At 43.9% G+C, this 13,352-nt stretch carries 7 protein-coding genes and 1 tRNA gene; 5 read left to right on the forward strand and 3 right to left on the reverse strand.

What is annotated here, in order from left to right; all coding sequences use genetic code 11:
- Window positions 1-512 precede the first annotated feature (512 nt).
- Window positions 513-586: transfer RNA gene (locus RMX69_RS28875), tRNA-Pro, on the reverse strand.
- A 136-nt stretch (window positions 587-722) separates the two neighbouring features.
- Between RMX69_RS28875 and lipA the strand changes: the two genes are divergently transcribed.
- The 4 genes from lipA to RMX69_RS28895 all read left to right on the forward strand — a co-directional run bounded on the left by lipA (window position 723) and on the right by RMX69_RS28895 (window position 5,526).
- On the forward strand, window positions 723-1,607 hold the full coding sequence (lipA, locus tag RMX69_RS28880; RefSeq protein WP_289799194.1) for a lipoyl synthase: 885 nt from the start codon (window positions 723-725) through the stop codon (window positions 1,605-1,607).
- Between the two features lie 23 nt (window positions 1,608-1,630).
- Window positions 1,631-2,566 carry an NAD(P)H-dependent glycerol-3-phosphate dehydrogenase gene (locus RMX69_RS28885; RefSeq protein ID WP_322639483.1) on the forward strand — a complete coding sequence of 312 codons (936 nt, stop codon included), beginning with the start codon at window positions 1,631-1,633 and terminating at the stop codon, window positions 2,564-2,566.
- Between the two features lie 808 nt (window positions 2,567-3,374).
- Entirely contained in the window at window positions 3,375-4,628 is a 1,254-nt protein-coding gene (gene sigC, locus RMX69_RS28890; protein WP_289799195.1) for an RNA polymerase sigma factor SigC, read from the forward strand.
- Between the two features lie 442 nt (window positions 4,629-5,070).
- Window positions 5,071-5,526 carry a Fur family transcriptional regulator gene (locus RMX69_RS28895; RefSeq protein WP_012407750.1) on the forward strand — a complete coding sequence of 152 codons (456 nt, stop codon included), beginning with the start codon at window positions 5,071-5,073 and terminating at the stop codon, window positions 5,524-5,526.
- A gap of 131 nt (window positions 5,527-5,657) precedes the next feature.
- Here the strand turns inward: RMX69_RS28895 and RMX69_RS28900 are convergent, their stop codons facing one another.
- Together RMX69_RS28900 and cobN are read right to left on the reverse strand one after the other, a co-directional pair.
- On the reverse strand, window positions 5,658-6,788 hold the full coding sequence (locus RMX69_RS28900) for a peptidoglycan-binding protein (protein WP_322639481.1): 1,131 nt from the start codon (window positions 6,786-6,788) through the stop codon (window positions 5,658-5,660).
- A 9-nt stretch (window positions 6,789-6,797) separates the two neighbouring features.
- Window positions 6,798-10,967, reverse strand: coding sequence for a cobaltochelatase subunit CobN (gene cobN, locus RMX69_RS28905; RefSeq protein WP_322639482.1), 4,170 nt, complete (start codon window positions 10,965-10,967; stop codon window positions 6,798-6,800).
- A gap of 94 nt (window positions 10,968-11,061) precedes the next feature.
- Between cobN and RMX69_RS28910 the strand changes: the two genes are divergently transcribed.
- Window positions 11,062-13,095: a GAF domain-containing sensor histidine kinase gene (locus tag RMX69_RS28910; RefSeq protein ID WP_289799198.1), complete on the forward strand. Its 2,034-nt coding sequence runs from the start codon at window positions 11,062-11,064 to the stop codon at window positions 13,093-13,095.
- The last annotated feature ends 257 nt before the right edge of the window (window positions 13,096-13,352 follow it).

Here is a 13,352-nt window from a genome sequence, read left to right on the forward strand (position 1 = left end):
CTATTACTACAGTAAACCTGATACTAGTTATCAGGTTTGCTTATTTAAAAGCAAACAACGAGGCAGGAATAGACCAAAGTTATCTTTACATATCTGGTTATATGCCTCTTTAGAATTGGTGTCTGATTTATGTCTACTATTGCTGAATGGGATTAACCCTCTATTCGCGCAGCCTTTGGTAGAAAAGAGAACAAGAATAGTGCTTGTTACCAAGAGTCACCTTGCCACCGCATTGAGTAGCAGTTTAAAGACAAAATGAACTGCGATTGCCACCAATTACGTCTGTTAACCAAATTGTACGAATTGTGAGACACCTTTCCCAATTCCCGCAGATTGGGCGCAAGGTGAATGCCCTCACTGCTTTTTACCTTTACAAAGTCATCGACATTAATTTGTTAACGAATGTCTGAGGTAAATCAGCGACATTAATTTGTGAAGACGATATTTAAATCATTAATAACGACACTAATGTGTTAACGACGACAAATAAAGTGTTATTCGACAATAATAAATCGGGATGACTGGATTCGAACCAGCGGCCCCTTCGTCCCGAACGAAGTGCGCTACCAAGCTGCGCCACATCCCGCCATAAAGATGGCATCGTAGATTAAGAATATCACAACCTGTACTAAATAGCAGAATTACATCTATATGCGATCGCTTCACTAAAGACTTTGCTTGCTAGGATTAAATTTGTATAACTCTAGTGGTAAAAGCGGATTGTGACTGTAAAACCAGACTGGTTGCGGGTGAAAGCACCTGGGCGTGAGCGCATCGGTAACGTTAAAGAAATTTTGCGGGATTTAGCCCTCAATACAGTTTGCGAGGAAGCGTCCTGTCCGAACATTGGTGAATGCTTCAACGCTGGGACTGCTACGTTTTTGATTATGGGCCCGGCTTGTACACGCGCTTGTCCTTACTGTGATATTGATTTTGAGAAAAAACCCAAACCACTAGACCCTACAGAACCTACACGACTGGCCCAAGCTGTTCGCCGCCTGAACCTTAATCATGTAGTCATCACTTCTGTAAACCGAGATGACTTGCTTGATGGTGGTGCATCTCAGTTTATAGCCTGTATTGATGCAGTTAACTCTGTTTCACCCAACACCACAATTGAGGTACTAATTCCTGACTTATGCGGTAATTGGAATGCTCTAGAGTTAATTCTACAGGCTGCGCCAGAGGTATTAAACCACAATACCGAAACTGTTCCACGCCTATATCGTCGGGTGCGTCCCCAAGGAAACTACGATCGCACATTAGAATTATTGCAACGCACTCGTCAACTTTCTCCTAGTACATACACTAAATCTGGCATCATGGTTGGACTCGGTGAAACTGATGCCGAAATTCGCCAAGTCATGCAAGACTTGCGAACTGTGGATTGCGACATTTTGACCATTGGGCAATATCTCCAACCCAGTCAAAAACACTTGCAGGTAAACGAATTTGTCAATCCAGAACAATTTGCTGACTGGAAAGCATTCGGTGAAGAAATCGGATTTTTACAAGTTGTTTCTTCACCATTGACAAGAAGTTCATATCATGCAGAACAAGTTAGAGAATTGATGAAACGTTATCCACGCTCAAAAGTTAGGAGTTAGGAATAGGAATTATGAGTGAGCAGATGTACTCCAACACAAAACTTTCCGTTGCAATTCTGGGTGCGGGTGCTTGGGGTGCATCTCTAGCAAATCTCGCTGCTGCGAATGGTCATCAGGTGCGTGTGTGGTCGCGTCAAGGTTCCCAAACTCTGGAAGCAGTTTTAAAAGATGCCCAAATCATCCTGTCTGCTATCTCGATGATTGGTGTGAGAGATGTTGCTTCCCAAGTCCAGTCTTTCCCCCTTTCTCCAGAGACAATTTTTGTGACGGCGACGAAAGGCTTAGACCCCCAAACCACCTGCACGCCTTCACAAATTTGGCAAACAATATTCCCTAACCATCCAGTGGTTGTTTTGTCTGGGCCTAATTTATCAAAAGAAATTCAAATGGAATTACCAGCAGCCACGGTGGTAGCCAGTAACATCCCCACGGCTGCGGAAGTAGTGCAGTTAGTATTTTCTTCTCATCGTTTCCGGGTATATACCAATCCCGACCCCTTGGGCGTGGAACTGGGGGGAACACTGAAAAATGTGATTGCGATCGCAGCTGGTGTGTGCGATGGTTTACAACTGGGAACCAATGCCAAAGCTGCTTTAGTCACCCGTGGACTTACCGAAATGGTTCGCATCGGCAACAATTGGGGCGCTAAGACGGAAACATTTTATGGTTTATCGGGTCTAGGAGATTTGTTAGCAACGTGCAACAGTCCCTTAAGTCGCAATTACCAAGTCGGCTATCAGTTAGCTGGCGGTAAGTCACTTACAGAAATTCTCGCAAATTTACAAGGAACTGCTGAAGGAGTAAACACTTGCCGAGTTTTGATGCAACGAGCTAAGCAAGAAAACATTGCAGTCCCAATTACCGAGCAAGTTTATCGGTTACTTCAAGGCGAAATCACACCCGGACAAGCACTTGATGAACTGATGTTGCGAGATATCAAGCCAGAGTACAACTACTAGTTAGTAGTCTGTCAAATCAACTTGCTGCCTAAATAAGTTCGTAGTAAGGACTTTAGTCGTTATATTAAGCACTGAAGTGCTTACTAATTAACAGGCTTTCCTTAGCTTGATGGACTACTAGTGCTTCATTGCATTAATTCTGATGGCTGCGAGATCCCCGACTTCTTGAAGAAGTCGGGGATCTAACCACCCTCACAGATCAAAATCAATGGGACAGACCACTAGTGAGTAGTCCATTAAGTTGAAATGGGCAGGTTAAGGCTGATATACAAGAGGACGCGGGGACACGGAGAGAGTATTTGATAATTTCCCCACGTCTTTTATCTCCGTGTCGAGAGAATTTTTGCCGTTAATGCTAATCACTTCCCCGATATCGATTAGTTCTACTTATACCTGAATAATCCTGAGAAAAAATTGCTAAATCGTCAGGATATTACTTTTGCACCCATGTAAATGTGACTATGCCAATTATAAAGATGACATTCACTGAAGGATGTTTATACTGTGTTACAAAAGTTACTATCACAAAACCATCAAGGTTGAAATATTAACTAAGTAGTTGAAATATTGCAAACCTAGCTGTGGATTTAAATAGCTATTGGTTTAATCAAAAGTTTAGCAGCCGATTAAGTTCAGTAATCCTGTATCCAATAAAACCCTTACAGTTAATTTCTAAAAAAATTGTAATGGAACGTTCAACCATGTTAGTTCATCGTTAATCGCGGGAACAATAGCAACAGTTGAATAGCTGACCGTAATCTAAGCTGACCGAAATCTATTGTTACCTGGAGCCATTGAGACGATCTTTATGCCAGCAACATCTTTTTATGCAGACGCCCCCTACAACACCAAAAAGTCTAGCCAGGCTTTGGACTCGGATCTCACGGTTGATGACAGTGAGTTATCGGTAGATGACCTACAGGAGCTAGAACTGGCTTCTGTTGACAATGCTAACTTTGCTGCTGCTAGCACCAACCGTCGTAGTACAGACCTAGTACGTCTATATCTTCAAGAAATTGGTCGGGTTCGTTTGTTGGGGCGCGATGAAGAGGTTTCAGAAGCTCAAAAAGTCCAACGCTACTTGCGGATGCGGATAGTACTTGCTAAGGCCGCCAAGGAAGGGGATGAAGTGATTACGCCTTATCTTCGGTTAGTTGAAGTTCAAGAACGTCTTACTTCGGAACTAGGACATCGACCGTCTTTGGAAAGATGGGCTGCTACTGCTGATATAGTTTTATCCGATCTTAGGCCAACTTTGGCAAATGGTAAACGTCGCTGGGCAGAAATCGCCAAGTTGACTGTAGAAGAGTTGGAGCAAGTTCAGTCCCAAGGACTCCAAGCAAAAGAACACATGATTAAGGCGAATCTTCGCTTAGTTGTGTCTGTTGCTAAGAAGTATCAAAATCGTGGTTTAGAATTGTTGGATTTAGTCCAAGAAGGTACATTAGGTTTGGAGCGGGCTGTAGAAAAATTTGACCCAACTAAGGGTTATCGCTTCAGTACTTATGCTTACTGGTGGATTCGTCAGGGTATTACACGGGCGATCGCTACTTCTAGTCGCACGATTCGCCTACCGGTTCACATCACCGAAAAGTTAAACAAAATTAAAAAGGCTCAACGCAAAATTGCTCAAGAAAAAGGTCGCACCCCAACTCTAGAAGATTTAGCAACTGAGTTAGAGATGACACCAACCCAAGTCCGAGAAGTTTTGTTGCGGGTTCCTCGCTCTGTTTCTTTGGAAACCAAAGTAGGAAAAGATAAAGACACTGAGTTAGGCGAATTACTCGAGACTGACAGTGTAACTCCAGAAGAGATGTTAATGCGAGAATCTTTACAAAGAGATTTGCATCATCTTCTATCAGATTTAACTAGCCGGGAGCGCGATGTAATTCTGATGCGGTTTGGTTTGGCAGATGGTCATCCTTATTCTTTAGCAGAAATTGGCCGCGCTCTTGACTTGTCGCGCGAACGAGTCCGCCAAATTGAATCCAAGGCTTTGCAAAAGCTACGTCAACCCAAGCGCCGCAACCTCATCCGCGACTATTTGGAGTCTTTAAGTTAGTGATTTGTCACTTGTACTGAGCGGAGCCGAAGTATTAGTCATTTGTCATTAGAAAACTACACTTGACAAATGACTAGGGACAAAGGGCTGATTTGATCCCTAAGTTAAAAGCCTTTTATAGGCTTACAGCAAATAATTAGCATTAAACCGTATAAAAGTTGTCCCCAATCTTTGCTCAGATATCTTGAAGGTGGGGAGCAACTTAGAATTCAAATTTAACTTATGCAAAATTCAACGTCAAGGGATGCAATCGTTACAAGTATCCTAACTATTAGCTGTATGCAAATTAAATGCACTACAGCTTACTACTTGAATTTTGCTCAAGATTTGATGAATTGTTCTTAAATATTTAGTAAGAATTCTCAATAGGCAATGATTGTTGCAAATTGCTCCCAAGATTTGTTATATTCTCAACTAACAAGCTTTGTTGAGAACTATTAGTATGACTGTCTACACAACTACTTCACTCAAGGCAGAACTGAACGAACGAGGCTGGCGTTTAACTCCCCAGCGCGAAACAATTTTACACATTTTTCAAGAACTTCCGCAAGGTGAACATCTGAGTGCGGAGGATCTTTATCATCGGCTCGAAACTGATGGTGAAGGGATCAGTCTGTCAACTATTTATCGGACTTTGAAGTTGATGGCAAGGATGGGAATTTTACGGGAACTAGAATTGGGGGAGGGACATAAGCATTACGAGATCAACCAGCCCTATCCTCATCACCACCATCACTTAATTTGTGTTAGATGCAACTCAACTATCGAGTTTAAAAATGATTCAATTTTAAAAATTGGGTCAAAAACCGCTCAAAAAGAAGGTTTTCACCTCTTAGATTGTCAAATGACCATCCATGCAGTGTGTCCCAAGTGCCAACGAGCGCTGATGCCGCTTTAGCACTTGGGTGGATAAATAAGACGAAACTACTCAAATTAACCAAATAAATGGAATCTGAGCAGTTCGTAATTTGCTGTTACTGGAGGCAAGCAACCAGTTGGGAACTGATAATAACGACACCAAAGCGGATGTTAAAAGCGTCCGCTCTTAAGATCCTTGAGGCTAATGCCGTAGAATTCTTGGGCTTGTTTAATCGCTTTTTTGGTGTCATCTGCCATCACACCATTGAGCTTGCCTTTATAAAAACCTCGCTCTCGTAGTCGAGTTTGAATTTCTAAGGTATTAAATTCGCTTTTACTAGCAGTATTAACTGAGCTGTATAACTTAGCTCGCGTAGTTGGGCCAGCAACACCACTTGCTGCTAAGAAATTAGCTGCCTGAAATCTCTTCACAGCATCAGCAGTATAAGGGCCATAGTAGCCATTTGGCTCTCCCTCTAAATATCCTGCCTGGATCAATTGTTCTTGAACAATTCTAACTGGCTCACCGCGATCGCCTACACGAAGTTTGTCTCGATTGACTACCTTTTGAGGAGCCTCTTCTCCATCACCGATGCCTACTCCCGGCAATTTACCTAATGTTGCTGGGCCAACAACTCCATCAACGCTTAATTTGTAAGAATCTTGGAACCGTTTGACAGCTTCTTCGGTAATTGGGCCAAATATGCCTGTGGCGTTTCCGTAATAAAAGCCTGCAACTCTTAACCGTTCTTGCAAAGCTCTGACATCTTCACCTTCATCCCCTTTAGCAAGGTAGTTAGGATTGCGGCGTTTGCTGGTGGCTGAACTATCAGTGCTGGACTTTTTCGCTTGTGCGCCTACAGCAGCGGTTCTTTGAGCTTGTGTAGCCCTAGTTGTAGGTTTTTTCGCTTGCCAACTTTCTAATTTTTGCAGGGTGCTTGCTCCCACAATGCCGTCCACTGGTAAACCAGCAGCCTTTTGGAAGCGCCGTACAGCTTCTTGTGTGGGTGCGTCATATACTTGGGTAACAGAAGATTGGTAAAAACCTGCTGTTTTCAAATTTTGTTGTAGATTTCTGACAGAAGGGCCTCGATCGCCTTTTTCTAGTGCCATGACGCTGCTAACAGCGCCAAGAATAGATAAAGACAGAGCAAGGGGCAACATATACTTCCAAGCCCTACCCGAAAGCCTTTTCCAGTCTGGTGCAGCTGCGTCCTTAAACAAAGAACTGAGGGAGACCAATTCACTGGGTGTGCTGTCTTCGTAGGCGAAAGCTAGGTGCAAATACGCAAGATTTTCCATATTTGTTTCCTACACCATTGATTTTTCTTCGATAACTGCTTCAGCTTGATGTACTAGGTTCCTCAAAGCTTCTAATGTTCCTATGTTTACATCCTCCCACAAATTGCGCTTATGTGCTTCTAATAATTTTTCAGCAATATCACGCAGTGCGTAAGGGTTCTTTTGCTGAATAAATTCTACAACAACTGGATCGAGTAGATAAGCATCTACTATGCCTTGATACATGTAATCTTCAGCGCATTTTGCGGTTGCATCGTAGGCGAATAGATAATCTACCGTCGCCGCCATTTCAAAAGCTCCCTTGTATCCGTGGCGCATTACTCCTGCAATCCATTTGGGATTAACTACGCGAGAACGATACACTCGTGCAATTTCTTCTTTCAGTTGACGGACGCGTGGTTGGGCGGGTATAGAATTATCTCCAAAATAAGTTTGAGGATTTTTTCCCTGTAGAGAACGCACCGCTGCTGTTAAGCCACCCTGAAATTGGTAATAATCATCAGAATCGAGTAGATCGTGTTCGCGGTTGTCTTGATTGTGCAGGACAATTTGCATTTGCGACAAGCGTTGCTCGAAGGCTTCGGGAGAGGGGAATGGGGAATTAGGAGTTAGAAGAAGTGAGGAGTTAGGAGTAGGGATTGGGGATTGGGAATTAGGAAGAATTTCTGCTCCTCTGCTCCCCTGCCCCTCTGCTCCTCGGTCACTGAGCTTGTCCTGAGCGTAGCCGAAGGGCGTAGTCGTTGGCGTGGTAACAGAGCGTAGTCGAAGTGCAGCCTCTCGTAGAGAAGTGCTGCTCCCCTGCTCCCCTGCCAAGTTTCCCGAAGAATAAGCGTAAGAACTCCAGTTAATGTAGGCGCGGGCTAAATCTTCGTCATCTGTCCAGTTTTGCGATTCGATTAAACCTTGGAGTCCTGCGCCGTAAGCACCTGGGCGAGAACCAAAAATGCGATAGCGCGATCGCACCACGGCTTCTTCTAAAGTTAATCCTTGGCTTGTCCACAATTCAGTCTCTTGGCGAACTGCATCCGCTAGAGGATTTTGTTCTGGCGGTTCATCTAAGTCTGCTACTGCTGATACCGCTTGATCGAATAAATCAATTAAGTTGGGAAAAGCATCGCGGAAGAATCCCGAAATTCGCAAGGTGACATCTACACGAGGACGCCCCAAAATCGCTAGGGGCAAAATTTCAAAATCTACTACTCGCCGCGCTGCACCATCCCATACTGGTTGAACTCCGAGTAAAGCTAAGGCTTCGGCAATGTCATCACCGCCTGTCCTCATAGTGGCTGTTCCCCACATTGATAAGCCTAATGTTTTGGGATACTCGCCATGTTCTTGTGTGTAATATTCTACGAGGGTTTCAGCAGCTTTTCTGCCGATATCCCAAGCTGTCTCTGTGGGAATGGCGCGAATATCGACAGAATAAAAGTTTTTCCCTGTTGGTAGAACTTCTGGGCGGCCGCGTGTGGGTGCGCCAGATGGAGCGCTGGCGACATATCCGCCATCTAGTCCGTGTAATAAATGGGTGATTTCTTCGGGGGTTTTTTGTAAGGCTGGGAGGAGGCGATCGCTTATCCAGTTAAGGGTGGTGCTGAGTGGGGAGTTAGGAGTTAGGAGTGAGGAGTTAGGAGTTAAGAATTCTGAATTCTGAATTCTGGATTCTGAGTCCTGATTTATTAGTTGTTCTACTAAAAGGGCGGCGTGTTCTTCTAGGACTTCGACGATATCGCCGAGGGTACGGCATTGTGTGCCATTGATTATTGAGTATTCACCGCTAGGCATTGACAAATCGGCTGTGAGGGGATCGAAGTCTAGACCCCAATCTTGAGCGATCGCACGGGTAATACCTGGAGAATGGCGATTGGGGATGCGAGCGATCGCTACTATTAAATCTCGCAACTGCCTTCCTTGGGGACATTGCCCGAAAATGTGTAACCCGTCGCGGATTTGGGCTTCTTTCAATTCACACAGATAGCCACCGATGGAATTCAAAAACAGAGATTCAGACTTAAAAATTTCTGTTTCATTTTGGATTCCTAAATCTAGATGGAGATTTTCTTTGATTACCAGTTCGTGGATGCGATCGCGAATTACCGGCAAACGCGAAGGATCTAAACTGTCTGCTTCGTAATACTCATCAATTAAATTTTCTAACTGTTGCAAAGAACCGTAGAGTTCCGCGCGAGTCATCGGCGGCGTGAGGTGATCTATAATCACCGCTTGAGCGCGACGTTTGGCTTGGGAACCTTCACCAGGATCGTTGACAATGAACGGGTACAGGTGGGGAAGTGCGCCGAAAGCTACTTCTGGATAACAATTACTCGATAAAGCCACACTTTTACCCGGTAGCCATTCTAGATTTCCGTGTTTCCCTACATGAACTACAGCATCAGCACCAAAAGTTTCTCTAACCCAATAGTAGAAAGCTAAATAAGCATGAGTTGGTTCTAAATCCGGCGCATGATAATTCAAACTGGGGTCATTATCATAACCCCTTGCTGGCTGAATTCCCACGAAGATGTTGCCGAGTTGAATTCCGGGAACGGGGAAAGAAGCAGGGGGGCACACTTCGGCTGCGCTCAGGGACCGAGGGGCAGGGGGGAATAATTCTTGATTGTTTCCCTGCTCTAAATTACCCCACCGTTCACTGATACCTTGCTGAACTGCTGGCGGTAATGAAGCGAAATATTCTTGGTATTCTTCCCAAGAAACACTTTGGTGTACCGGAAGCGATTCTCTACCTTCTGGATCGTTGGTTACACCATCTGTCAGCCGTTGAATCAACTCGTCTCCTTGAGCAGGTGGATTTTCTACTTCATAGCCAGCCTGATGTAAAGCTTGCAGGATTTCTACACAACTAGCTGGGGTGTCGAGTCCCACACCATTGGCGAGGCGGCCATTGCGGTTGGGGTAGTTTGCCAGAATTAAGGCAATTCGCCGTTCTTGGGGTGGTTTGGAACGTAGACGCGCCCAATTTGCTGCTAGTTTAGCAACGAACTCAATGCGATCGCTCACTGGTTCATAAATTACCACATCTGTCTCTAAATGGGGATTACGAGTTTGCAGTGCTTTAAAAGACACAGCACGAGTAATAATCCGCCCATCTACTTCTGGTAGCGCTACATTCATCCCAATATCGCGGGGAGAAAGCCCTTGAAATTGTGACTCCCACTGCTCAATTGATCCGCCACTGAGGATTACCTGCAACACAGGCACATCTAATTTTTGCCACAGTTCGGTTTGAGGCGTTTCGCTTTCCAAGCGTGCTAGAGAAAAACTGGTGGTATTCAGCAGTACAGCGATTGATTCAGCTTCTTTAGGTTGGAAAAATTCACTCAACTCAACTTGCACATCTGGTTCACGCAATGAAGAAACAAACACTGGCACTGGTTGTAAATTTTTCTGTACCAAAGCTTCGCATAAAGCATCAATTACTTTAGTATTCCCCGCTAAATAATGAGCGCGGTAGAAAAGGATGCCGATTTTGGGGATTGGGGATTGGGAAATTTGAGGTTCAAAGGTGGATGAACGGAGTTCTGAGGTGGATTCATCCAGTTCTAACTCTCCCCTGCTCCTCTGCTTCCCTGCCTCCCCTGCCTCCCCTGCTCCCCTGCTCCCCTGCCCCCCTGCTCCCCATTCATACAATCCCACGCGCGGAATCGGCTGAGGTGGTGCAGGATTATATGCAGTTAACAAGCAACTATCGGAGATAAATTGCAGAGCATTAACGAAATTTTCCACACCGCCTTCGCTAAAATACTGCCATACCTGGTTAACAATACCCAAGGGCACGGTAGACTGGGAAATTAAATCGGGATCAAAAGCGTCATCCCCTGGCATTACAATGAGGGTTCTACCATTACGTTCCACAATTTCTTGCACTACTTCTAAGCCATAACCCCAGTAAGAACGTCCTCCTAATAGGCGCAAAATAATTACTTGGGCAAGTTCCAAAACTTGCTCTCCATAAGTATCTATGCTTAATTGTTGCTGTAACTGTAATAGATTGGCGACTCTTAATGCCGGAAAGCTTGGGGGTAACTTTGTCACCGCAGCTGCCAAGGTTTGAATGTCAGTATCAGCAGCGGTAATCAACACGAAAGGCGCGGGAGTTTGTTCTAAAAAAATTAAACCCTCTGACTGATTCCATCCACCCGATGTGCTACTTATACGATGCATAATCCTGTGTTACCGTTTTAAGTTATTGGTTAGTACATAATCAAAACAAACTTTTTTCCCTGGATTGCGCCCTCTCTTACCAAAATGATTGAAAATGCTTAGTTCTCCTGATTTGAGCTTTTCTCGAACCTTGCCTATTGTTGTATTTAATCAGCTTGGGGAGTTGTTAGAACAGATGGCTCAAACGGTGGGAAGTGCCGTTTTGATACTGACAGAAGCTGTGTTGGTGCGGATTTGCATACCTGTAGAGTGGCAAAGACAAAGGTTTACGCTAGTGATTTCCGAGCAGTTTAGTGTCCTTTTGGTAGGAACCTTTGAGCAAGGAAACAGGGAAACAGAGGGAGAAGAAACTTACTCAGAAATCAATACTCAGTTGACGTTTAATTTGGAGGCGATCGCTTCTTTTGTCTACGAATTGAGAGACTTGTTTGAGTGCGATTCTTATACTCACCAAAATCTCGAACGCTATCAGCAAATTATTAGACCTAATGATGCTACGCTCCAAAGTCAATTTACGCTGTTGTTATTAGAATATCTCCTAACTCAGCCAAACCAAGAAATAATAGCATCTCCCAGCCCAGTTGGGCCAGCAGTTTATATCTGTCAGCCAGTGGAAGATGCTTTAAAAAAACAGATTTCTCAAGAGCGGTTGTTAAATCAGGTAACAACGCAGATCCGCAAAAGCCTGGATTTGCCTGTCATTATGGCAACGGCAATTACACAGGTGCGTGAGTTTCTGGAATTAGACAGATTAGTAATTTATAAATTTGAAGGTTCCCAAGTTAGTACTCAACAATACCAATCTGATAGTATTCCCCTCAATGAAACGGCACTGGCAATAGGCATAGAACTATCAGTTAGGGAAACTTCTGAAATCGATTTTTATATACACGATAACAATAATAAAGACTCACCTTTTATATCAGTCAATAATCAACCTCTTCTAGAAGATTATCAAAAATATGGAGGTTATATTGTCTATGAAGCCCGTGCTACAAATACTATTACATCCGTGTTGAATTACACGGAGAAAAATTGCTTTATCCGAACCTCTCAGTGTTGGGAGAAGTATCAGCAAGGTTTTACCTTAGCTGTGGATGATGTCGAAAAAACTTATGCTCTGGAAGAGTGTTTGTTAAATTTTTTAAGGGAATGCCAAGTTAGGGCTAAGTTCGCTGCACCGATTATGTTTGAAGACAAACTGTGGGGATTGCTGATTGCTCATCAGTGCGATGAACCCCACCAGTGGAATGATAGCGAAAAAAACTTGCTGGTTGCGATCGCAGAACAATTAGCGATCGCAATTCACCAAGCTGAGTTAATGCAAACCCTCACCCAAGAAAAACAAAATCTCGAACAACGAGTTATTGAGCGCACAATGGCTCTGCGTGATGCTCTCCTCGCCGCCGAAGCTGCTAGCCGGATCAGAAGTGAGTTTCTCGCTACTATCAGTCATGAATTGCTCACGCCTTTAACTTATGTGATTGGGATGTCTTCGACGTTATTACGCTGGCCTTTGGGTGAATTGAGTCAACGACAACGCGGTTATCTGCAAACCATCCACGATAGTGGAGAACATTTATTAGAAATGATTAACGACATCCTCGATTTATCACAAATCGAGGCTGGTAAGACAGCTTTAAATATTTCGGAATTTTCTTTGGTGAATGTTGCCGAAAGTGCTATGGAGTCACTGCGAAAAAAAGCAGCAAGCGAACAAATTAATCTTATACTTGATTTGCAAATCGATCCCAGACGCGATCGCTTTACCGCCGATGCAAAACGAGTAGAACAAATTCTTTTGAATCTGTTAACTAATGCGATTAAATTCACCCCTGAAAGTGGCAGCGTTACCTTACGTCTTTGGGTAGAAGATGATACTGCTATTTTTCAAGTAGAAGACACCGGAATCGGTATTCCTGAAGAACAATTGCCATTACTGTTTGAGAAATTTCAGCAACTCGATACACCCTATCGTCGCCGCTACGAAGGCACTGGACTTGGACTAGCCTTAACTAAACAACTTGTAGAACTTCATCGCGGTCGAATTGAAGTAGAATCAACTGTAAGTATTGGCTCAATTTTTACTGTATGGATACCAACTCAGACCATGAGAGTGGTGAGTTAGGAGTTAAGCAAGAGATGCGATGAATCGCCGTCTTTACAATAATCAGTCTTTTGTAGAGACGGCGATTTATCGCGTCTTTGTGATGATTTATATCATGTTCGCATAATTAGTTATGCTAACCACAGTCATTACACCCCACCCCTTAATTCCCTCCCCGCAAGCGTGGCTACCGTGTACACACAAGTCTTGTCGCAGCCATATTTTTATTAATAAATCTCGCACTGCGTTCCCATCCCGCCTCGGAATAAATTCCGAGT

The sequence above is a fragment of the Nostoc sp. EspVER01 genome (assembly GCF_034530635.1).
Lineage (GTDB): Bacteria > Cyanobacteriota > Cyanobacteriia > Cyanobacteriales > Nostocaceae > Nostoc.